Below are 22,569 nucleotides of genomic sequence, written 5' to 3'. Positions count from 1 at the left end.
GGCGTTGCAGGGTGCCGTCGGTGAGCCATTGGCGTTGCCAGGCGGCGTAGTCGGCGTACTGCACGGGCAGGGGCGGCAGGGGGTCGGGTTCGCCGTGGTGGTGCGCGGCGTAGAGCACCCCCAGCTCACGGGTCAGGACCCCCAGCGACCACCCGTCGGAGACGATGTGGTGCATCGTCAGCAGGAGCACGTGCCGGTCCGGGGCGAGGGCGACGAGGCGGCCCCGGAACAGCGGGCCGGCCGCCAGGTCGAACGGGGCGGTGCTCTCCTCCTGCTGGAGCCGGGCCAGGGCGCCGGCAGCATCGGCGTGCCCGGTCAGGTCGTCGAGCCGGAGCGGGAACGCGGCCCCGGGCGGGTCGACGCGTTGGGCCGCCTCGGCGCCGTCGGGCACGATGCGGGTACGCAGGACCTCGTGCCGGGCGACCAGGGCGTTCAGGGCCGCCCGCAGCGCGTCGTGGTCGAGCCGGCCGTCGAGCTGGAGGGCGAGGGGCATGTGGTAGGCGTGACCGACCCTGCCGAGGCGCTCCAGGAACCACAACCGCCGCTGCGCGAAGGAGAGCGGCAGGAGGCCGGAGCGGTCCGGCAGGCGCTCGACCTCGGCGGGTGTCCGCGCCGCCGGGACGCGACCGGGAGCCGGAACACGGGTCGGTTTGTCGTCCGGCAAGTGCGCCCCCTCGATTGCCCGACGGCCCGTCGCGCCACCTGACTGCGCCACCTGACATCGGCCGAAGTGGATCCACAGTAGACGACTCGACAGGTTGGGACCAGGGACCGACGGGCCGGTCCGGGGACCTCAATCCGACACGCGGCTCAGACTTTCGGCCAGCGCGTCGGCGAGCCGTCCGTACGCCGCCCGCAGCACGTGCGGGGCACCCGCCGCGCCGGCCCGGTTGGCCGCCGCCAGGGCGTACGCGCGCACCAGGGCGGCCGGGTACGTCTCGGCGTACGCCGACGCGTCGGCCAGCGCCAGGGCGCCCGCCAGCGCGTCGGCGTTCGCGATGGCGTTGGCGTCGGCGAACGCCTCGGCGTTGGCCCCGGTGCTGAGGTCGGCGTAGTGCGCGGCGAACTCGCCGACCTCGTCGGGGCCGTAGCCGTTGGCCGTCGCGTAGACCTCGGCGTTGGCGTACGCGACCGTCCGGGCCTCGGCGTACGGGTAGGCGGCCCGGTACAGCTCGCGCAGGGCGGGCCGGAGCGCGCCGCGCCACTCGTCGGCCCCGACCCGGTCGCCGGCCAGCGCCCGTCGGTGCAGGTCACCCACCAGCCGGCCGGCGTCGCCGCCGGGCGTCGAGGCGAGCACGCGCGCCTGCCAGTCGTGCACCACCGGGAACGGCACCCGGCCGGCGAGCCTGTCGAGTTCCACGTCGACCCGCCGCCGCCAGTCCGGCGGGGTGGTCGGGTCGTGGCCCTCGGCGAGCGCGGCGAGCACCGCCGCCAGCCAGGCCGGTGGCTCCGGCGGACCGCTCATCCGTCCCACCTCGACGGCCCGTCCATGCCGGCGAGGAGGTCGTCGACGTCGTCGTCGGTCAGCGTGTCGAGGTAACCCGCGCCGTCGGGCCCGGCCGGCGCGCCAGCCCCCGGCGCGCCGGTTCCCGCCGGTGCGGCGCCGGCGGGTGTCGCGCGGTTTCCCGCCCCGGCGGCGGTGACCGCGGCGGCCAGCCCGGCCACGGTGGGATCGTCGAAGAGCGTCCGGACCGGGAGGTCGATCCCGTACGTCGTCCAGACCCGGGCCATCAGCTGGGTGGCCTTCACGGAGTGCCCGCCCAGGACGAAGAAGTTGTCGGCGACCCCGACCGGGCCGGGCAGGCCCAGCAGGTCGGCCACCAGTCCCGCCAGTTCCCGCTCCAGCGGGCTGCGCGGGGCGACGGGTGGCTCGCCGGAGCCGGCACCCCGGCCCGGCGGTGGCAGGGCGCGCAGGTCCAGCTTGCCGCGGGAGGTGCGGGGCACCTCGGGCAGCGCGACGAGGACCGCCGGCACCATGTGCGCGGGCAGGAACCGGCGCGCGTACTCGGGCAGGTCCGCCGGCGGGTCGGCCGAGGGTGGGTCGGTGACCACGTACCCGACCAGCCGTACGCCGTCGTGCGCCACGTCGGACACGGCCGTCACGACCGCGTCGCGGACCTGCGGGTGGCCGCGCAGCACCGCCTCGACCTCCGCCGTCTCGACCCGGAACCCCCGCACCTTCACCTGCCGGTCGGCCCGGCCCAGCGGCTCGATCCGCCCGCTCGGCAGCCAGCGGCCCAGGTCCCCGCTGCGGTAGAGCCGGCCGCCGGGGGTGAACGGGTCGGGCACGAACCGTTCGGCGGTCCAGCCGGGCGCGTCGGCGTAGCCCCGGCCGACCCCCGCGCCGCCGATGCAGACCTCGCCGACCACGCCCGGCGGTACCGGCCGCAGCCACCGGTCCAGCACGTAGACCCGGCTGCCGGTGACGGCCGGGCCGAGGTCCGGCGGCGCCGACCCCGGCTCGACCTCGGCCCCGGTCGAGTAGACGGTCGTCTCGGTCGGACCGTAGAGGTTCCACAGGCGCGTGCCCGGCTCCGCGAGGGCGTCGGCGAGGGCCCGGGGCAGCGCCTCGCCGCCGCTGAGGCGCAGCCGCACCCCCGCCGGCACCCCGCCGGCCGCCACCAGCATCCGCCACGTCGTCGGCGTCGCCTGGAGCATCGTGGCCCCGGTCGTGGCGAGCAGCCGCCGCAGCCGGTTGCCGTCGATCACGTCGTCGTCGCCGGCGACCACCACCGGCGCACCGCACAGCAGCGGCAGGAGCAGGTCGAGCAGGGCGATGTCGAACGCGAACGGGCTCACCGAGAGGACCCGGTCGGCCGGCCCCAACGGGACCATCTCGCGGAACGCGTGCAGCAGGTGCGCCACCGCGCCCTGGGTGACGGTGACCGCCTTCGGCCGGCCGGTCGAGCCCGAGGTGAACAGCACGTACGCCGCCGCCGACGCCGGCACCGCACACGGCGGCGGCAGAACCGGCTGCGCCTCCGCGCCGGCCGGCACCGCCGGCTGTGCCCCGGAGCCGGCCGGCTCCGCCAGGTCCAGCAGGGTCACCGACGCGGCCAGCTCGGCCAGCAGCGGCGCGGGGACGCCGCCGCTGTCCGTGACGACCACCCGCACCCCCGCGTCGGCGAGCATCCCGCGCAGCCGCCCCGGCGGGTGGGTCGGATCGAGCGGCAGGTACGCCGCCCCGACCCACCAGACGCCCAGCAGCGCCGGGAGCGGACGCGCTCCCCGGGGCAGGACGATGCCCACGGTCTCCTGGACCCGTACGCCGAGCCCGCGCAGCCCGGTGGCGATCCGGCCCGCGAGCCCGCGCACGGCGGCGCCGGTCAGGGTCGCGTCGTCGCCCTCGATCACCACCCGGTCGCCGGCGTCGACGTCGGCCACGAGCGCCGCCGCGGTGCACTCCGGCGGCGGGAGGGACCCGGAGCGGGCCGCCGGCCACACCCGGGTGACGAGGTCCGCCGTCGCGGGGGAGAGCAGGTCCACGTCGCAGACGCGGGTCTGCGGGGCGGTCGCCAGCGCGGCCAGGATCGCGCCCAGGGCGTCGGCCAACCGGCCCGCGCCGTCCGGGGTGAAGAGGTCGGTGAGGTAGCGCAGGCGCACCGTCAGCTCGTCCGGGCCGGCGACGGCGGCCAGCTCCAGCTCGAACTTGCCGGTGCCCGTGGGCACCAGCTCCGGCCGCCAGCGCAGCGCCCCCCGCTCCAGCGTCGGCAGGGCCTCCTCGACGGTGCACATCACCTGCACCAGCGGCGCCCGCGTCGGCTGCCGCTGCGGCCGGCACAGCTCGACCACCCGCGTGAACGGCAGGTCCTGGTGGGCCTGGGCGCGCGCGGTGGCGGCGTGCAGCCGGTCGAGCAGCTCGGCGAGCGTCGGGTCGCCGTGCAGCGTCGCCCGGATCGCGACGGTGTTGGCGAAGAGGCCCAGCATCGGCTCGGTCTCGATCCGGGTGCGCCCGGCCACGGGCACGCCGACGAGCACGTCGTCCGCGCCGCCGAGCCGGGACAGCAGGGCCGCGTACGCGGTCAGCAGCACGGTGAAGAGGGTGCTGCCCCGCGCCCCGGCCAGGCGGCGCAGCGCCCCGGCCAGCTCCCCGTCGACCGGCACCGCGACCTCGGCGGCGGCCGGCGACAGCCGGTCGGGGTACGGGTGGTCGACCGGGAGCGGCACCTCCGGCGGCGCACCGGCCAGCTCGGCCGGCCAGAAGCGTTCCGCCTCGGCGTGGCCGCCCGCGTCGTCGTGCTCCCGCTCCCAGAGGGCGAAGTCCGCGTACTGCAGGGGCGGCTCGACGGAGACTGGCGGTCGGCCGGCGCGCAGCGCCGCGTAGTCGGCGGAGAGCTCGTCGAGGAGCAGCCGCACCGACCAGCCGTCGATGATCGCGTGGTGCGCCACCAGCGCCAGGACGTGCCGCTGCGGGGCGAGCCGCAGCAGCCTGACCCGGGTCAGCGGGCCTCGCTCCAGCGGCAGCGGGGTGCGGGCGTGCTCCCGCAGCGCGGCCCGGGCCGCGGCCTCCCGGTCCGCCACGGGCAGCCCGTCCAGGGCCACGACCTCGATGGCGGTCGCGGGGGCGTCGTCGTCGATCACCTGGATCGGCCGCCCGCCGTTGGCCCGGAAGCGGGTGCGCAGGATCTCGTGCCGGGCGACCGCCGCCGCCCAGGCCCCGTCGAGCGCGGCGGTGTCCAACGGGCCGTCCAGCCACACCGCCCAGCCGACGTGGTAGGTCGGCTGGCCCGGGTCGAGCTGGTCGAGCAGCCACATCCGGCGTTGCGCGGCCGACGCCGGGAACTCGAACACGGCCATCTCAGCGCACCTGCCCGTCGACCGCGACGACCCGCAGCTCGGCGGTGTACCGGCCGTCGGGCCCGGTGAGCCAGAGCTGGTCGGGCGCCGGCAGCATCTCCACCACGCCGACCGTGGCGTCGTCACCGCCGTGCCGGCGGGCCCGGCGGACCGACCGGGACACCAGATCGACCGAGGCGAGGCTGGTCAGGTCGGCGTGCACCGGTTTCCGCTCGCCCGCGCAGCGCAGGAACACGTGCCGCGGCAGGCCGTGGGCACCGGCCCAGGCCCGCGCCTGCCGGAACCGCAGCGCCTCGTCGCGGGTGTCGGCGAAGGCGAGGTCGGCGGCGGCGAACGTCCACGACTCGCGGCTGACCACGAGGGAGTCGATGGTGATCCGGGGCTGGTGCGCCGCCGGGGGCAGGACGCGGAAGAGCTGGGACAGCCCGGCGCCGACCACGTCGCCGAGGACGTGCATCAGGTCCACGTCGAACCGCCCGTCGCGCGACCGCACCCGCAGCCCGCCGGCCACCTCGACCAGGTCGCACTCGCCGACGCGCAGGCTGCGGCGCGGGTCGTGCCCGAACGAGTCGTGCGCGAACACCAACCGGACGTCGTCGGGCCCGGCCAGCGCGTTGCTCTGCCTGGTCGGCACGCCGCCCTCCTGGCCGGTCTCGGCGGGATAGACCGCCCCGGCGCCCACGTCCCGGGCCAGCGCGGCGCGCAGCGCGTCCGCCTCCGGGTGGTAGGCCACCCAGGTGGCGTACCGCAGGGTGTTGACGCCCGGGTGCAGCTCGCCCAGGACCCACTCGTCGCCGGCCCGCATCAGGTCCGGGCTGTGCTGCCGCGCGGTCGGCCAGCCGGGCCGCCCGGGCGGGAAGGCGGCGGCCACCGCCGGGGCCAGCTCCGCCGCCGTGAGCCGGATCCGCCGCCGGTCCGGCGGCAGCGCCAGCACGTCGGCCCAGCGCCGGTGCAGCGCGGCGGTCAGCAGGTCGGTCAGCCGTCGCGGCGGATGGAACAGCGCCTCGCCGGCCAGCAGCCAGAAGTCGGCCAGCGGCACCGCGTCGGTGCCCAGCTCGGCGGCCCGGCGGCGGTAGATCTCCGCGCAGAGGCGGCGGTAGAGCGTCGCGCCGGCGGCGGTGAACCAGCGTGCGCTCTCCAGCACCAGGCCGAGCGCGTCGCGGATCCCGTCGAGGCTCGCCTCGCCGACGCCGACCGAGCCGGCCCGCAGGCACTCCTCGTAGACGGGGGTGCGACCGGCGTACATCGTGCCGGCGCGCCGGGTGGCCGGGACGCCGGCCAGCCGGGTGAAGGTGGCCTCCAGGCCGGCCATCGCACCTGTCAACCGCTCCGGGTCGCCGGCCGCCGAGGTGAGCGCGTCCCGGGCGGCGACCAGCTCGTCCAGGGCGGCGAGCGCGGGTGCGCGCACGGCCTCGTCGGTGACCCGGGCCAGCCGGGCCCGCATGGTCCGCTCCGGCCGGGTGTCGTGCGGCGCCACCTCCGGCTGCCAGGCGATCCGGTGGGCCCCGGCCAACGTCTCCAGCACCTCGTGCACCTCCCGCGTCGAGCGCAGTCCCGAACCCGGCTCGGCCAGCACGGCCCCGGCGACCTCGTGCGCGTCGCGGACCCCGTCGCAGGCGCGCAGCACCGCCGCCTCGGCGTCGGTAAGCGCCACCGGCGGGGCGAGCGGCACCCGCAGCGTCGTCCCGGCCAGCTCCAGGAAGGGCATGAGCCGGGGTACGAGCCACGGGCGCAGCCGTTGCGCGTACGGGGCCAGCACGGCGGCGACCGCCCAGCCCTCCAGGTAGACGGTCCGCTCGGCGAGCAGCGCCGGTGGGTCCGCGGGGTCGACCCGTACGCCGGCGCCCGGCTCGATCCGCGCCCAGCCGACCGGCCCGAAGAACCCGATGGTGTCGTTCTTTGCGCAGTAGCGCTGGAGGTAGCTGGTGACAAGCGCCTCGTGCTGGCGGTGCTTGGTGTTGCGGGTCGGGGCGTCGGCGCCCCGGCGCAGCAGCGCGTCGACGCCGGTGCGCAACGCGTGCGGGTTCTGCCAGGCCACCGCCTCGCGGAAGCGGGGGTGGGCCGCCACCGTGTGCAGCGCGACCGCGAGCCGGCCGACGGCCTCCGGGTACGCCGCCGCGTACGCCGCCTCGGCGGCGGCGACGCCGGCCGGGTCCCCGTCGGCCCGGGCCGCCACCACCCGGTCGGCGGCGGCGGCGAGTTCCGCGTCGCCGAGCGGGGCCAGCAGGTCGACCGGGAGGCCCGCGCCCCGCAGGCAGACGGTCCGCCACAGGGCCCATCCGTCGGTCAGCCGGGCCAGGTGCGCCGGCAGGTCCCGTCCGCTTCCGTGCGGCACCCGGTCCCGGCGGCGCAGCGCCGGCCCGGCCTGTGCCCGGTCCCCGGGTGCCGATCCGGTCGTCGCGTCGATCGTCGCCGCCGTCGCGGCCAGGGTCGGCGCCCGGTAGAACGGGCCCACGCCCAGTTCCACGCCGAACGCCTCGCGGATGCGGAACATGAGCCGGGTGGCGGTCAGCGAGTTGCCGCCGAGGGCGAAGAAGCTGCTCTCCCGGCCGATGCGCGCGGGCGGGCGCCCGCCGGGCAGCAGCCGGGACCAGAGTTCGGCGAGCCGGTGCTCGGTCGGCGAGGCGGGTCCGGCGACGTCGGGATCCTCCTCGGCGGGCCCGGGTGCCGGCAGCGCCGCCCGGTCGACCTTCCCGTACGCGGTCAGCGGCAGCCGGTCGAGGACGGCGTACGCGGCCGGCACCAGGTGGGCCGGTAGCCGGGCGGCGACGTGCGCGCGCAGGCTCGCCTTGGTCGGCGCCGCCGGGCCGGCCGGCGTGACGTAGCCGACCAGGTGGCGCTCCGGCCCGTCGCCCCGTACGCCCACCGCCGCCGAGGCGACCTGCGGGTGCGCCCGGAGCGCCGCCTCCACCTCGCCCGGCTCGACCCGGAATCCCCGGATCTTCACCTGGTCGTCGCGGCGGCCGAGGAACTCCAGCACCCCGTCCGCGCGCCAGCGCACGACGTCACCGGTGCGGTAGAGGCGCTCGCCGGGCGCCTGCGGATCCGGCACGAAGGCCCGGGCGGTGGCCGCCGGGTCGCCGAGGTAGCCGCGGGCCAGCCCGTCGCCGCCGGTGTACAGCTCGCCCGCGACCCCGACCGGCACCGGCCGGCCGCTGCCGTCGAGCACGTGGACGGTGGTCTGCGGCACGGGACGGCCGATCGGCACCCGGTCGCCCACCGGCCCGCCGCCGCTCATCCGGTGGCAACTGGTCAGCGTCGTGTTCTCCGTCGGCCCGTACGCGTTGACCAGCGGTAGCCCGTCGCGCGCGGCGAGCACGGCGCGGACCGCGCCCGGGTCGGCCACGTCGCCGCCGGTGAGGAGCTGCCGGACCCCCGCGAGGGACGTGACGTCCTCCTCGGCGAGCTGCCGGAAGAGCCCGGCGGTGAGGAGGGCGACGGTGACCCCGCCGTCGCGGATCAGGGCGGTCAGCCGGGTGAGGTCGACGGGATCCGGGGGCGCGACCACCGCCGTGGCGCCGGTGAGCAGCGCGCCCCAGATCTCCCAGGTGGACGCGTCGAACGCGGTCGGGGCGACCTGGAGCAGCCGCTCGCCGGGGCCGAGGGTGGCGAAGTCCGGGCCGGCCACCAGCCGCACCACGCCCCGGTGGGTGATCCCGACCCGCTTGGGCGCGCCGGTCGAGCCGGAGGTGTGCAGGACGGCGGCGAGCTGCGACGGGTGGATCCGCCCCGGCGGTGGGCCGGCCGGCGCCGGCTCCCCGGCGGGCGCGTCGACGTCCAGCACCCGGACCGGGCCCAGGTCCGGCAGGTCGGGGGCGGTCGCGGCGGTGGTCAGCAGTAGGCGGGTGCCGCTGGCCGCGAGGAGATTCGCGATCCGGGCGGGTGGGGCGGACGCGTCCACGGGAAGGTAGGCGCCGCCGGCCTTGAGCACGCCCAGCAGGGCCCGGATCAGCGGTTCGCCCCGGGGGAGCAGCACGGCGACAGGGGTTTCCCCGGCGACCCCGTGCCGGCGCAGCGTCCAGGCCAGCCGGTCGGCCGCCCGGTCCAGCTCCGCGTAGGCGACCGCGCGGTCGCCGACCACCAGCGCGGTGGCGGCCGGGTCGTCGGCCACGCGGGCCGCGAAGACCTCGGGGACGGAGTTGTCGCGGGGGTAGGGCCGCCGGGTGGCGTTCCAGGCGGCGCGCAGCGGCGCCTCCCCGGCGGCGCCGAGGTCCAGGTCGGCCAGGCGGGCGTCCGGCCGCTCCGCCAACTCGAGCACGGTGCGGTGCAACTGCGCGAGGATCCGCCGCGCCGAGGCGTCCAGCAGCCTGGTGCCGTCCCACGTCACGCCCAGGCGCAGCTCCGGTTCGTCGAAGGCGTGCACCGTCAGCGGGTAGCCGGGCATCCGGTGTACGCGGGCCGAGCGCCGGGCCTCCTCCGGCCCGCCCTCGGCCAGGGCGGTGGACAGCCGCTGCCGCTCGAACACCACCAGGCTGTCCAGCAGCGGCGTGTCGGGCGCCAGGCCCGCCTGGTCGAGGACGGTGTGCAGCGGGGTGAGCTGGTGCTCGCGGATCCGCCGGATCCGGCCCGCCACGTCGGCGAGGAGCCGCCGCACCGTCCACCCCGGATCGAGCCGGATCCGCAGCGGCACCGTGTTGAGCAGCAGCCCGAGGATCTTCTCGGCGTCCGGGACGCTGTCGTACCGGCAGGATCTCGTGACCGCGAAGGTGACGTCGTCGACCCCGCCGTAGCCGCCGCGCAGCAGCGCCCAGGCCGCGTGGACCACGGCGCTGACGCCGACGCCCGCTACGGCTGCGGCGGCGCGGAGCCGGTCGGAGTCCGGCCGGGTGACAACGACCTCGTGCGAGACGGGCACGCCCCGCGCGTCGGGATCCGTGTCGAGGCGGCCCGGGAGCGCCCGCGGCATCGGGGCGCCCGCGAGGTGACCCTTCCAGAACGCGTCGCCGGTGCTCGGGTCGCGCGTGCCCCACCAGTGCACGAAGTCCGCGAACGGCGGCCGGCGCGGCGGATCCGGCACCCGGCCGGCCCGGCGCGCGGCGTAGTCGGCGAGGACCTCGTCGAGCAGCATCCGGGTGGAGCGGCCGTCGAGGATCGCGTGGTGGAAGGTGACGACGACGTGCTGGTCGCTCAGCGCGGTGACCCGGAGCATCGGCGCCCGGCCGACGTCGAAGGGCTCGTACCGGTCGGTGGCGAGGAAGTCGTCGAGCGTCGTCTCCCGCCACCGCAGGTCGGGTGCCACGGTGGACCGGACGACCTGCGCCACGCCGTGGTCGCCGTCGACCTCGAAGGCCGTACGCAGCACCGCGTGCCGCCGGGTCGCGGCCTGCCAGGCGGCGCTGAACGCGTCCCGGTCCGGCATGCCGTCCCACCTGATCGTGACCTGCTGGACGTCCACCCCGCCGGCGGGCTGCCGGAGCGTCTGCAGCACCATCCCGCGTTGCACGGCGAGGGCCGGATACCGCTGGCAACTGTCGCTCATGCGCCCTCGTCCGGTGCGGCGTCAGCCGGTCGCGGCGTGCTCGTCCATCCAACGCCGCAACGATGCGGGCCGCATGTCCGTCCACACCTCGTCGATGTGGGCGAGGCACTCGGCGCGTGTCCCGGTGGTGCCCTCGCGCCGCCAGCCGGCGGGCACCTCCCGGTCGTCCCACCAGATCGAGAACTGTTCCTCGTCGTTCACGACCACGGCGTACGTCCGGGTGTCGTCGTCCTCAGCGCTCATCGGACCCCCTTCGCCGGGAAGGATTTCAGCCGCGTCGATTCCGTGTCAAGGATCGGTCGATCTTCCGACGTCAGGCGGAGGTGGGCCGTACGGCCGGCTTCGATTCCTCTGTGGACGGCGGTGGCGGCGCGCCGGCGCCGGCGCCGGTCCGCGGCGTCCGGGCGACCCAGCCGACGGCCGGGCCGGCGGCCAGCGCGCAGCCCACGAAGATCGCCGCGACGACCCACCAGCCCCAGCCGCCGGTCTGGATCGCGAGGAGGGTCAGGCCGACCGGCGCGAAGACGTCCGCCGCCGAGCTGATCGTCTGCGCCGTGCCGAGATACACCCCGCGCGACGCGGCCGGCGGCACGTTGGTCTGGAAGAACCAGAGCGCCGCCGAGAACCACAGCTCGGTGGTGGTCACCAGCACCACGACGCCGAGGAGCGCGACGACGGTCCACCCGCCGCCGGTCCGACCCGCGAACGCGGCCAGCGGGCAGGCGAGCGCGGTGACCAGGGCGCCCCGGCGGATCAGGCGGGCCGCGCCGGGGAGCGAGTCGGCGCCGCGCGCCGCCGGCACCTGCAACGTGATCACCAGCACCGTGTTGAGGGCCAGCATCGCGCCGAGCAGCGGCTTGGGGGCGTCGGTGTGGGTGATCGCCCAGAGCGGCAGGATCTCGACGAGGATCACCGAGTGGAACATCATGACGGCGAGGAGCACGGCGCTCGTCGCGTAGGGCAAATCCTTCAGCACCGCCCACCGCGAGGCGGTGGCGGTCCGCTCGTGCCGCACGACCGGCGCGGCCGGGAGCCGCGTCACGAGGCCGGCGTTGAGCAGTGACAACGCGGAGTTGAGCAGCACCATGGCGACGAGCGCGGCGGCGGAGTCGAACGCCAGCGCCACCGCGCCGAGACCGGTGCCGACGGTGAACCCGGCGTTGAGGTACGAGCGGGCGTACGCCATCGTCCGTACCCGGTCCCCGGCCGGCATGGCGGCGGCGGTGTAGATGGTGCGCCCGGCGTTGGCGAACGAGTCGGTGACGGCGGCCACCACCATCAGCACCACGAAGCCCGCGAACGACGTCACGAGCGGGTAGGCGGCGAACGTCAGCGCCGAACCGAGCGCGCCGAGGGCCCAGGACCGCTGCCCGCCGATCCGATCGGCCAGCGCGCCCAGCGGCAGCGAGGTGGCCACCCCGGCGAGGCCCGCGATCGAGAAGCCGACCCCGATCTGCACCGGGCTGAGCCCGAGGACCTCGGTGAAGAACACGATGCTGCCGGTGAGGAAGGTACCGCTGCCGATGGCGACCATGGCGGACTGGTACGCGATAGCCCGGGGCAGCCCGGGCGGCGGCAGGAGCCGGGACACGGCGAATCGGTGACCATCCATGGTGCCGGTCAGGCTACCCGGGCGGTCGCCTCCGGCGGCAACGCCGACCCGGCGCGCGGACCCGGTCCGGTGCCATGAGGAAGGGCCGTGCGGTGTCAGCGGGACGGGACCGTCACACCGCGCCGTCCGCGCGCAGCACGAGCCGGTCGGTGGTCCGCTCCCCGATGTACGTCAGGTCGGCGTCCCACCCGAGGCCGGGCACGGCGGGCACCTCGACCAGCCCGTCGGCGCTCACGATCGGGCGGGTGGTGACGTCACGGGCGTAGTACTTGTCGGAGCCGGAGACGTCCGAGGGGAGCGTGAAGCCGGCGAGCGCGCTCAGCGCGACGTTGGCGGCCCGGCCGATCCCGAACTCGTGCATCCCGCCGCACCACACTCCGACGCCGTGCTCGCGCGCGAGGTCGTGCGCCCGTACGGCGTGGGTCAGCCCACCCATCCGCGAGACCTTGACGTTGAGCACGCGTACGGCGCCCAGGCGCAGCGCGGTGACGAGGTCGTCCAGCTCCTCGACGGACTCGTCGAGACAGACGGGCGTGTCGATGCGTTCCTGCAGGGCGGCGTGCGCGACGAGTGCGCGCGGCGCGAACGGCTGCTCGATCATCAGCAGGCCCAGGCCGTCGAGTTCGGCCAGGACGGCCCGGTGTTCCGGGGTGTCCTCGTAGGCGCCGTTGGCGTCGACGTGCAGCGGCACGCTCGGATGTGCCGCGCGTACGGCCCGCACCGGGTCGACGTCCCAGCCGGGCGCGATCTTGAGCTTGATCCTGCGGTAGCCCTCGTCGACGCGCAGCCGCACCTGCGCGAGGAGGTCGTCGACGGTGGGTTCGATCCCCAGCGACACCCCCGCCTCGACGCTGCCGCGCGTGCCGCCCAGCGCGTGCGCGAGGGAGCTGCCCTCGGCGGCCGACCACAGGGCCCAGGCGGCGATGTCGAAGCCGGCGCGGGCGAAGTGGTTGCCCCGGACCCGGCCGAGCGTCGCGGCCAGGTCCGCCGGGTGCTCCCAGTCGGTACGCAGGACCAGCGGCGCGAGGTGGTCGCGGGCGACCGCCCAGCAGCTCTCGACGGTCTCGGCGCAGTAGAACGGGCCGCTCGGCGACGCGATCTCGCCCCACCCGACGGCGCCGTCGGTGTCGGTGAGCGTGACCAGGATGTGCTCCAGCTCCCGTTTGGCGTGGGAGCTGGTCTGGAACCGGTGCACGAGCGGCAGCCGTACCCGGCGAAGCTCCACCGCCTCGATCCGCCTCACGCCGTCACCTCGCCGTGCCGGCGGTCCCCGGCCAGCTCGTTATCGGCCCCTCCGCCTCGCCTGCGGTCGGTCACGTTTCCTCCTGGTAGAGATCGAGTTCGGCGGCGAGGGCGTCGCGCTCGCGCAGGCGGCGCCCGGCCCCCTTCGAGCTGGCGATGGTCAGGGTGGCGAGCAGGTGCAGGGCGAGCACCACGGAGGTGGGGGAGTTCGCGTAGGAGGCGCTGTCGGTGCCGATGACGATGCGGACGGCGGCGGTCTCGGCCAGCGGCGCGTCCTCGGCGTCGGTGACGAGGACCAGTTGGCCGCCGTGGCGGACGTAGGCGGAGGCGACGTCGATGGTCTCGCGCCGGTAGCGCGCCATGCAGACGGCCACGAGCAGGTCGCCCTGGCGGATGTCGCTGAGCACGTCGAGGGGCCGCAGCGCCGCGCCGTTGACGAGGTGGACGCCGGAGAGCCCGGCGCTGAGGTCGGCGGCGAGCAGGGACGCGAAGCCGAGCGACTTGCCGTGGCCGAGCAGGTACCGCCGGCGGGCCGACACGATGAGCGCCGCGGCCCGCTCGATGGCGTCCTGCTCGGCGGCCCACGCCAGCGCCTTGCCGAACTCGCTGCGTTGCTGCTCCAGGACCCGCTGCTTGAGCACCTGCGCGGACCTGCGCTGCACGTTGCGGTCGAAGCGCTCCGCCGGGGTCGATCTCTTCGTGGTCATGCCTCAATCCTGTGCGAACAGGTAGCTGACGCGGCCGGGGGTGTCCGCCCGCCGCGCGACGCCGACGAGCCGCCCGCCCGCGGCGAACCGGCCGGCCAGCTCCAGGCGCAGCCGCGCCCGGTCGTCGGGCCCCCGGGCGGCGGTACGGTCGTCGGCGGGCGAGTCGACGGCCGCGTGCCCGTGCCCCGGCGCCCAGGTGCTGCCCCCGGGACGGTCGAGGTCCCACCGGACCAGGACCCGGTCGCTGTCGCCGTCGTCGTAGAAGTCGGGCAGGAAGCGGATCCCGACGGCGCCCAGCACGTTCAGGTTGAAGTGGACGTTGCGCAGCGCGTACGGGTCGAAGGTCCACCGCATCGTGTGCACGCCCGCCCGTCGTGCGGCCTCGGCCTGGGCGTGCTTGAGCAGGCGGCCGACGCCGCGCCCCTGCGCCCGCGCGTCGACGACGGCCGCCTGCGAGTAGTGGTAGAGCTCGCCGTGCTCGACGCCGGTGAAGCCGTAGCAGAAGCCGACGAGGGAGCCGTCCTCGTCGAACGCGCCGACCGCGGTCCCCGCGTTCTCGCCAAGCGCGGCCAGGAGGCGGGGGCTGACGGCGTGCTCGGGGCCCTCGTAACCGAAGACGCTCCGGTAGAGCGCCGACGCCGCCGTCCACTCGGCGAGCCCGGCGAGGTCACGCGCCACGATCCCTTGCGCGTCAGCGGTCATCAGCCACTCCCTAGCAATGATAGCGATCGTATGTTGCATATGCTGCCGTTGATCGCGCCCGTTGACAAGACATTCGAGTGAAACATATGGTCCGCATATGTCGTCCTCGGGATCCAGTGCCGCGCTCGACGCGCTGCACCGCTACACGCTGCACGAGTCGCCGACCGGTGACCGGCGGGCGCTGGCCGCGCTGGCCGACGTGCTCGACGCCGACGCCGCCCGCGCCGGCTTCGACACCGCCCGGGTGCCGCACCCGAGCGGCGACCATCTGGTCTGGACCCTCCCGGCGCGAGGGGTCGCGAGCGATCCGGTGCTGCTGCTGACCCACTACGACACCGTCTGGCCGGTCGGCACGCTGTCCGGCATGCCGTGGTCCGTCGAGGGGGACGTCGTCCGCGGTCCCGGCGTCTACGACACCAAGGCCGGGATCGTCGCACTGCTCGCGGCGGCGGCACGCGTCGAGCGGCAGGGTGCGCCGCACCCCGAGATCCGGGTCCTCGTCGTCGCCGACGAGGAGATCGGCTCGCCCACCGCCACCGGGCTGGTCCGGGCCGAGGCGGCCCGGGCCCGCGCGGTGCTCGGCCTGGAACCGCCGCACCCCGGCGGCGACCTCAAGACCGGCCGACGCGGCAGCACCCGGGTCCGCATCGAGGTCACCGGGGTCGAGGCGCACGCCGCGCTCGACCCGGACGCCGGCGTCAACGCCATCGACGAGCTCGTCGATCAGCTCGTGCGGCTCCGCGCACTCGTGCAGGGCCGGCCGGTCCTGCTCAACACCGGCACCATCGCCGGCGGGGGGCGGACCAACGTGGTGGCCGGCGCGGCCCACGTCGAGCTGGGACTGCGCTTCACCGACCCGGCCGACGAGGACGCCGTCCTCGCCGGCCTGCGGTCGCTGCGCCCGGTGCGCGACCGTGCCCGGCTCGACGCCCGGCTGCTCTCGCACCGGCCCACCTGGCGGCCGGACGAGGCGGGTGCGCACCTGCTCGACCGGATCGTGGACATCGCCGCCGGCCTCGGTCAACGCCTCGCCGGTCGGCCGGCGGACGGCGCCGCCGACACCAACACGACGGGTGCGCTCGGCCGTCCCACCGTCGACGGGCTCGCCCCGCCCGGTGGTGGCGCACACGCCCGGCAGGAGTGGGTCTCGGCGGCAGGCATCGACGCGCGCTGCGAACTGCTGGCAGCGCTGTTCACCGGCCTCCACACCGCGGCGGCGTCCCCTGGAGGCGGTGCCTGACCCGGGCACGCGCCCCCGGCAGCCGGGACGGCTGGCGCGACCCGACCCGCCGCGTGCAGGTCAGTGCGGTCCGGCGTACCGCGTGGCGCGACCTGGCGCGCCGCGCGCCGGATCGGCGCGACCCGACCCGCCGCGTCGCGGGTCAGCGCGATCCGGCGCGCCGCGTGCGGATCAGCGCGACCAGCCCCACGGCGATCAGCGCCAGTCCGAGCGCTCCGGCCGCCAGGAGGTAGGTCCCCACGGCGCTGGCGCGGCCGGTCCCGTCGCCGGCGGCGCGGGCCGTCGGCCCGGGCGTGGTGGGCGGCGCGGAGGAAGGAACGGCCGCCGGCAGCGGGTAGCGCCGGACCACGGGCAGCGTCCCCGGCGGCTGGTCGGCGGTCTCGGACACGGTGAGCAGGGAGCGCCCGTCGCGGCTGTAGGTGACCGACTCGCCCTGCGGTTCGTCGGGCAGCGCGACGATCCGGGGCGTCCCGCCGGTCAACGCGGCGACCACGTCGCCGTCGGTCACATCGAACTCGTACGCGTCCGCGTAGGTGCGCAGGACGATCCGGCGCCCGTCCGGTGCGGTGGCGGCGCCGGTGACCGCCGTGCGACCGAGCGCCCCGAACGGGTTGCTCGTCGTGGAGGCCGGCAGCCGGACCTGTCCCACCTTCACCAGCGGTGTCGTCGCACCCGGACGCGGGGCGGCGCTCGGGGCGTACAGGTTGGCCGAGTACTTGGAGACGACCACCGGCCGGTCGTCGCCGGTCACGAGCAGGGCCTCCGCGTCGTGCGGGCCGTCCGGATAGGCCATCCGGTACAGGACCGGGCGGCCGGCTCCCGGCGGCAGCTTCCACACCGCGATCGTCTGCCGGGACCGGTCGTTGTCCCCGATGTCGGCCACCCAGACCGTGCCGTCGGCCCCGACGGCGAGGTCCTCGGTGTCGCGCGGCCGGGACGGATAGGACACGGTCCGCACGACGGAGCACCTGTCGTCCAGGAAGAAGATGCGGCGGCGGGCCTCGTCGTCCGCGCCGTCGTTGATCATGACGAAGCCGCCATCCGTCGCGGCCATGCCGGAGATCTCGCTCAGCCGGCCGCCACGCACCTCGCACACCGGCGTACCGGGGGCCGCAGCGGGTGTCGGGTCGGCCACGGCCGCACCGGGGGCCGTCGCGACGGCGAGGACGACGACCGTCCCCGCCGCGACCCGCAGCCTCCGGGTCCGGTTGCCTCGTCGCCTCACCCGCAGTCCCTTCAGTGCCGGTCCGCCCGTCCGGCGGCCCGGCGCGGTTCGCGGACCGGCGGTCCACCCCCGCCGGCCGGGCGCCCCGCCGGGCGTCGTGACCGGCTGTCGTCCGCCCGGCTCCGGTGCGTCGCCGGCCCCCACGTGAGCGGCGTCCGGGCGCGTGACCAGGGGATGAGTGTATGACCCGGGGGCGCGGCCCCGGTCACGGCCCGCCGTGCGGCGACCCGGCCCGCCGCCGTCGCCGCGACCGGAACCGATGGCGCCGCCGTCCGCCCGCACCCGCCCGGAGGGGGCGGCACCGGGCCGGGACCCGCCCGGCGCCGGCGGCGTACGCTGCCGCGATGACCGCACCGGCCCGCATCCTCGTCTACGGGGTGTACGGCGCCGGCAAGTCCACGCTGGCGGCGCGGCTGGCCGAGCTGCTCGGGTCACCGTGGCATCCGGTCGACGACCTGCTGTGGCAGCCGGGCTGGGTGGAGGTGCCGGTCGCGGAGCAGCGCAGCCGGATCGAGGCGGTCTGCCGCCGCGACCGCTGGATCCTCGACGGGGCGTACCACGGGTGGCGCGACGTGGTGCTGGCGCGCGCCGACCTGGTCGTCGGCCTGGACTATCCACGCTGGCTCTCCTTCTGGCGGCTGCTGCGGCGTACCGTCCGCCGGCTGGTCAGCGGCGAGGAGATCTGCAACGGCAACCGCGAGTCGCTGCGCAGCGTGCTGTCCCGGGAGTCGATCCTGGTGTGGCACGTCACCGCGTTCGGTCGGGCCCGGCGGCGGATGCGCGCCTGGCAGGCCGATCCGGCCGGGCCACCGGTGCTGCTGTTCCGCTCCCCGGCGGCCCTGGAGCGCTGGCTGTCCGATTTCACCCGACGATGAGGACCGGCCCCGGCGAGCCCGGCACGACCGTCGGAACCGGCCCACCGGTGGGGGACTCCGGCCGACCGTGGCGTCGGCGCTGCTGGCCCGGCAGGGATGGACGGACACCATTGCCTCGGTCTCGGTGATCACCTAGGTTTCACACGATCGCACCCAGCCGCACCGAGCACTCCCCGGCTCTGGCCAGGCAGCGAGACAGCACCGATCGCGCCGCTCAGTGACTTAGGAGCTCACCGTGGCACAGCACCCCTCCCGTCGGCGAACACCGGCCCGTCTGGTCGCGGCGGTGGCGGCGAGCACCATGCTGCTCGCTGCGGCCCCCGTGTCCGCAGCCGCGGCGCCCTCCAGCGCGCCGCTGTCGGCCACCCGGCAGGCACCCGAAGGGCCGCCCCGCCCGGCGTCCGGCCTGCCGCAATCCAAGAGCGGGCTCTGGCTGGTGCAGTTGGACAAGCCGTCGTTGATGGCCGCCACCCGGGGCACCGGGGCGCGCGCCGGCAGGATCGACGCCCGGTCCGCGGCCAGCACCCCCTACGCCAGGGAACTGGCGCAGCGGCAGGACACCGTGGTGGACGAGATGGAGGCCGTCCTGGGGCGCTCCGTGCGGGTCGCCCACACCTACCGGAACGTGGTCAACGGACTGGCGGTGGCGCTCAGCGCGGACGAGGCGGCGCAGCTGTCCGGCCTGCCGGGGGTCAGGGCGGTCGTGCCCGACGAGATCCTGGAGCTGACGACCGACACCAGCAACGCGCTGATCCAGTCGCCCGCGGTGTGGGAGGGCCGGACGGCGGAGAACGTCGGGACCCGTGGCGAGGGCGCCATCGTCGGGATCCTGGACTCCGGCATCAACCCCGACCACCCCTCGTTCGCGGCCGTGGACGGTGACGGCTACCGGCACACCAACCCGTACGGCGCGGGCAGGTACGTCGGCGTCTGCGCCCCGAGCCACCCCCAGCACAAGGCGATCTGCAACGACAAGCTGATCGGCGCCTGGTCGATGGTCGGCACCGACGCCCGGGACGACAACGGCCACGGCAGCCACACCGCCTCGACCGCCGCCGGCAACCGGCACGAGGCGACCATGACCGTCGGCACGAGCACGCACAAGCTCACCGTCTCCGGGGTCGCGCCGCGGGCCAACGTCATCTCCTACAAGGTCTGCATGGCGATCGGCTGCCTCTCCTCGGCGACGATCGCGGCGGTGGACCAGGCGATCGCCGACGGCGTGGACGTCCTCAACTACTCGATCTCCGGTCGCGACGACCCCTGGAAGGACCTCGTCGACCAGGCGTTCCTGGAGGCGTACTCGGCCGGCATCTTCGTCGCCGCCTCCGCCGGCAACAGCGGCCCGGGCCCCAGCACCGTCGCGAAGACCGCGCCGTGGAACATGTCCGTCGCCGCGGTCAGCCACGAGCGGGTCATCGCCCACCGGCTCGACGTGACGGGGCCGACGCCCGTCCCGGCCGCGCTCACCGGCATCGCCGCCGTGATCGGGGAAGGCTCGCCGAACCCGCCCATCGAGGGTGCGATCCGGTACTCCGGCGCCGTCGCCGCGGACAACGTGCAGGCCTGCCTTCCGTTCCCGGCGGCGGCGTTCAGCGGCAGGGTCGCCCTGCTGCCCCGGGGCGGCTGCGACTTCTCCGTGAAGGTCAAGAACGCCACCGCCGCCGGCGCGACCGGCGTGGTCGTGCACAACCAGTACAGCGGCCCGCCGATCACGATGGGCGCGCTCGCCGGGACCACCATCCCGGCCGTGATGGTCTCCCTCGCCGACGGGCAGCGGCTGCGCGAGCACGCGGCGGCCACCGACGGCCCCGTCACCGTGCGCGTCGACCCCGGCAGCGAGGTGCTGCGCGACGGCGACTGGACCGACGTCGTGGCCGACTTCAGCTCGCGCGGTCCCAGCAAGTTCGACATGCTCGCGCCCACCGTGGCCGCCCCGGGCCGCAACATCCTCGCCGCCACCATGGCGACGAAGGACAACCCGGCCCCGTACGCCTTCATGCAGGGCACGTCCATGTCGTCGCCGCACGTCGCCGGTGCCGGCGCGCTGCTGGCGGCGCTGCACCCCGACTGGTCGCCGACGCGGATCCGCTCCGCGCTTGCGGTCACCGCGGACCGCGACGGCGTCGTCAAGGAGGACGGCCGCACGCCGGCCGACGCGTTCGACATGGGCTCCGGCCGGATCAACCTGGCCCAGGCCGCCCGGACCGGCATCGTGCTCGACGAGACCGCCGCGAACTTCGTCGCGGCCAACCCCGACGCCGGTGGCGACCCGCAGACGCTGAACCTGCCGGCCGTGGTGGAGCACCACTGCCTCAAGGTCTGCACCTTCACCCGGACGGTGTCCAGCGTGGCCAAGGTGGCCGCGACCTACCAGGTCACGCCGCAGGCCCCGGCCGGCGCGCGGATCACGGTCGCGCCGACGCAGTTCACCCTGGCGCCCGGCGCGAGCCAGGAGCTGACCATCACCCTGGACGTCACCGGGACCGCCCGCAAGAACTGGCTCTTCGGCGCGATCGACCTGACCACCGACGCCCGGCACGCGCCGGAGGGGCAGTCGATCGCCCAGGCGCACTTCCCGGTCGCCGTCCTTCCCGCGGCCCCGGACCTGACCGTGGACAAGACCGCGCTCAGCTCCAGCATGGACGTCGCGCAGAACGAGACCCACACGGTCAAGGTGGGCAACGCCGGCGGCGCCGAACTCACCTGGCGGGCGACCGGCGACGGCGACGACTGCGACTGGCCGACCTGGGTCAAGGTGACTCCGGCACAGGGCACGCTTGGCGCGTTCAAGAGCCAGGACATCCAGATCACCCTCGACTCGACCGGCCTGGACGACGGCGGCGTGTTCAAGGCCAACCTGTGCCTGGCCAGCAACGACCAGGACCAGCCGACGACGACGATCGCGCTGGAACTGACGGTGGTGCCGGTACCGAAGATCGAGGTGGCGCCCAAGTCGATCTCCGCGCGGCAGCCGGCCGGGCTGGTCACCAGCCAGAAGTTCGCGGTACGCAACGCCGGGCACGGCGTGCTGGACTGGCGGCTGGACGACCCGGACGCCGGCCCGGACGACGAGCGGATCCGGCTCCTGCGTGACGGTGTCCTGCTGATCCCGAACTCGGCAAGCGCCACCCGTGGGGTGATGGCGTTCGATCCGCAGACCGGAAAGCAGATCGACCCGCAGTTCATCCCGCACTTCAAGTTCGACCCGACCAGCAACCTCTACACGCCGTTCCAGGTCATCGCCAAGCCGGACGGCAGCGGCTTCCTCATGTCCGACCAGGTCAATTCGGTGATCACCGAACACGCCCTGGACGGCAGCTTCCGGCGGATCTTCGCGCCGGCCGGCGGCGTGGACGACCCGAAGATCATGACCAACACCCGGGGTATCGCGCTCTCGCCGCGCGGCACCGTGCTGGTGACGGTCGCGTCCCAGACCAACGCCAACTCGGTCGTCGAGTTCGACGCCGACGGCAAGTACCTGGGCACGTTCGTCGCTCCGGGGACCGACGGGCTGAAGGGACCGTGGGGCATCCTGTTCCGCGGCGACGACATGCTCGTCTCGGGCAGCGACAGCGACGCCATCCACAGCTTCAAGAAGGACGGCTCCGCCGCCAACGCCCGCTTCTTCGAGGGGCTGAGCTGGCCCGGTCAGCTCGCGGAGATGCCGAACGGCAACGTGCTCGCGGCGAGCTGGGGCAGCGGCTCCGCCCCCGGGGTCTGGGAGATGGACCGCGACGGCAAGCTCATCGGCGTCTACACGCCTCCCGGTGGCAGCGGTTACCAGGGCGTCCACCCGCTCGGTAACGGCAACATCCTGACCACCAGCTCCAAGGGGGTCCACGAGATCGACCGCTCCGGCCGCCTGGTCGAGGTCGAGAACGACAAGGGCGCGGCCCGGTTCATCACCCACGTCCGGCTGCCCGACCTGCAGCCGTGCGTGACGCCCGACGAGGTGCCGTGGCTGACGGCGTCGCGGACGTCGGGCGGCACCGGCGCCGGCAAGTCCACCGAGGTGACGCTCTCGATGGACAGCACCGGCCTGGCCGCCGGTACGTACCGGGCCCAGCTCTGCGTCACCAGCGACGATCCGTCGAACCGGCTGTCGACGCTGCCCGTGACGCTCGAGGTCACCGACCAGACCTGCGCCCAGGTCGTCAGCGGTGAGCGTCGGGGTCCGCTGCCGGTCAACGGTGGGGTGACCTGCCTCGCGCCGGGTGCCACGGTGTTCGGGCCGGTAAACGTCGCGAAGGGCGCGGGCCTGATCGCGCTCGGCGCCAGCGTCAGCGGCCCGGTGACCGCCACCGGGGCCACGGTGGTGGAGCTGACGGGCAGCACGGTCGACGGCCCGCTGTCGGTCACCGGCGTCACCGGTTCGGTGCTGATCGCCGGGACGCGGGTGACCGGTCCGGTCAGCGTGGTCGACAGCCGCACCGGCGGCACGCCGGTCGTGGTGTCGGGCAACCGGATCGACGGGCCGCTGCGGTGCGTCGGCAACCAGCCGCCACCGGTGGACAACGGGGTGGCCAACACGGTCAGCGGCCCGACGTCCGGCCAGTGCCGCGGGTGGTGAGCGGACCGTCCCACCAGGCCCGTCGGTGACGTGGCCGGGCCCGCCGGTGCCGGGCAGCTTCACCCACCTGGCGGAGAAGAACTTCTTCGACAACAGCAAGTGCCACCGGCTGGTGAC

13 protein-coding genes are annotated in these 22,569 nt (G+C 75.6%); 3 read left to right on the top strand and 10 right to left on the bottom strand.

Annotation, left to right across the window (positions count from 1 at the left end):
• The 9 genes from AB0B83_RS26355 to AB0B83_RS26315 form a co-directional block, all read right to left on the bottom strand.
• Positions 1 to 664: condensation domain-containing protein (locus tag AB0B83_RS26355; RefSeq protein WP_357580408.1), on the bottom strand; the 664-nt coding region annotated here is incomplete at its 3' end.
• 129 nt (positions 665 to 793) lie between these two features.
• Complete coding sequence (locus AB0B83_RS26350; protein ID WP_357580407.1) at positions 794 to 1,465, bottom strand: hypothetical protein; 672 nt, start codon at positions 1,463 to 1,465, stop codon at positions 794 to 796.
• Positions 1,462 to 4,797, bottom strand: coding sequence for an amino acid adenylation domain-containing protein (locus AB0B83_RS26345; RefSeq protein WP_357580406.1), 3,336 nt, complete (start codon positions 4,795 to 4,797; stop codon positions 1,462 to 1,464). Before AB0B83_RS26345 ends, AB0B83_RS26350 begins: the two co-directional genes overlap by 4 nt.
• 1 nt (position 4,798) lies before the next feature.
• Positions 4,799 to 10,276: an amino acid adenylation domain-containing protein gene (locus tag AB0B83_RS26340; RefSeq protein ID WP_357580405.1), complete on the bottom strand. Its 5,478-nt coding sequence runs from the start codon at positions 10,274 to 10,276 to the stop codon at positions 4,799 to 4,801.
• Positions 10,277 to 10,297: 21 nt separating this feature from the next.
• Positions 10,298 to 10,519, bottom strand: coding sequence for an MbtH family protein (locus tag AB0B83_RS26335; RefSeq protein ID WP_132240715.1), 222 nt, complete (start codon positions 10,517 to 10,519; stop codon positions 10,298 to 10,300).
• Between the two features lie 70 nt (positions 10,520 to 10,589).
• Positions 10,590 to 11,888 (bottom strand): MFS transporter, encoded by a 1,299-nt coding sequence (locus AB0B83_RS26330; RefSeq protein ID WP_357580404.1) that lies wholly within the window; start codon positions 11,886 to 11,888, stop codon positions 10,590 to 10,592.
• Between the two features lie 112 nt (positions 11,889 to 12,000).
• Complete coding sequence (menC, locus tag AB0B83_RS26325; protein WP_357580403.1) at positions 12,001 to 13,131, bottom strand: o-succinylbenzoate synthase; 1,131 nt, start codon at positions 13,129 to 13,131, stop codon at positions 12,001 to 12,003.
• 70 nt (positions 13,132 to 13,201) lie between these two features.
• Positions 13,202 to 13,837 (bottom strand): SIS domain-containing protein, encoded by a 636-nt coding sequence (locus tag AB0B83_RS26320; protein WP_357580402.1) that lies wholly within the window; start codon positions 13,835 to 13,837, stop codon positions 13,202 to 13,204.
• 3 nt (positions 13,838 to 13,840) lie between these two features.
• Positions 13,841 to 14,539, bottom strand: a complete 699-nt coding sequence (locus tag AB0B83_RS26315) for a GNAT family N-acetyltransferase (RefSeq protein WP_357580401.1) — start codon at positions 14,537 to 14,539, stop codon at positions 13,841 to 13,843.
• 97 nt (positions 14,540 to 14,636) lie between these two features.
• On the opposite strand from AB0B83_RS26315, the gene AB0B83_RS26310 reads away from it, so the two are divergent.
• A complete protein-coding gene (locus tag AB0B83_RS26310; RefSeq protein WP_357580400.1) occupies positions 14,637 to 15,779 on the top strand; it encodes a M20/M25/M40 family metallo-hydrolase in 1,143 nt (380 codons plus the stop codon).
• Positions 15,780 to 15,921: 142 nt separating this feature from the next.
• On the opposite strand, the gene AB0B83_RS26305 is transcribed toward AB0B83_RS26310, so the two are convergent.
• Positions 15,922 to 17,004, bottom strand: a complete 1,083-nt coding sequence (locus AB0B83_RS26305) for a hypothetical protein (RefSeq protein WP_357580399.1) — start codon at positions 17,002 to 17,004, stop codon at positions 15,922 to 15,924.
• A 344-nt stretch (positions 17,005 to 17,348) separates the two neighbouring features.
• Here AB0B83_RS26305 and AB0B83_RS26300 point away from each other — a divergent pair, with 344 nt between their 5' ends.
• On the top strand, positions 17,349 to 17,879 hold the full coding sequence (locus AB0B83_RS26300) for an adenylate kinase (protein ID WP_357580398.1): 531 nt from the start codon (positions 17,349 to 17,351) through the stop codon (positions 17,877 to 17,879).
• A gap of 235 nt (positions 17,880 to 18,114) precedes the next feature.
• Complete coding sequence (locus AB0B83_RS26295) at positions 18,115 to 22,452, top strand: S8 family serine peptidase (protein ID WP_357580397.1); 4,338 nt, start codon at positions 18,115 to 18,117, stop codon at positions 22,450 to 22,452.
• Positions 22,453 to 22,569 lie beyond the last annotated feature (117 nt).

The sequence above is a fragment of the Micromonospora sp. NPDC049060 genome, from assembly GCF_040649055.1.
Classification (GTDB): Bacteria; Actinomycetota; Actinomycetes; order Mycobacteriales; family Micromonosporaceae; genus Micromonospora; species Micromonospora reichwaldensis.
Note: the sequence above shows the minus strand (reverse complement) of the source record. Positions and strands in the feature narration are given on the sequence as shown.

What these genes read in the sequence shown, in the direction of transcription:
- AB0B83_RS26350 (WP_357580407.1), bottom strand. Translation starts at nt 1,465, where the DNA reads ATGAGCGGTCCGCCGGAGCCACCGGCCTGGCTGGCGGCGGTGCTCGCC.
- AB0B83_RS26345 (WP_357580406.1), bottom strand. Translation starts at nt 4,797, where the DNA reads ATGGCCGTGTTCGAGTTCCCGGCGTCGGCCGCGCAACGCCGGATGTGG.
- AB0B83_RS26340 (WP_357580405.1), bottom strand. Translation starts at nt 10,276, where the DNA reads ATGAGCGACAGTTGCCAGCGGTATCCGGCCCTCGCCGTGCAACGCGGG.
- AB0B83_RS26335 (WP_132240715.1), bottom strand. Translation starts at nt 10,519, where the DNA reads ATGAGCGCTGAGGACGACGACACCCGGACGTACGCCGTGGTCGTGAAC.
- AB0B83_RS26330 (WP_357580404.1), bottom strand. Translation starts at nt 11,888, where the DNA reads ATGGATGGTCACCGATTCGCCGTGTCCCGGCTCCTGCCGCCGCCCGGG.
- AB0B83_RS26320 (WP_357580402.1), bottom strand. Translation starts at nt 13,837, where the DNA reads ATGACCACGAAGAGATCGACCCCGGCGGAGCGCTTCGACCGCAACGTG.
- AB0B83_RS26315 (WP_357580401.1), bottom strand. Translation starts at nt 14,539, where the DNA reads ATGACCGCTGACGCGCAAGGGATCGTGGCGCGTGACCTCGCCGGGCTC.
- AB0B83_RS26310 (WP_357580400.1), top strand. Translation starts at nt 14,637, where the DNA reads ATGTCGTCCTCGGGATCCAGTGCCGCGCTCGACGCGCTGCACCGCTAC.
- AB0B83_RS26300 (WP_357580398.1), top strand. Translation starts at nt 17,349, where the DNA reads ATGACCGCACCGGCCCGCATCCTCGTCTACGGGGTGTACGGCGCCGGC.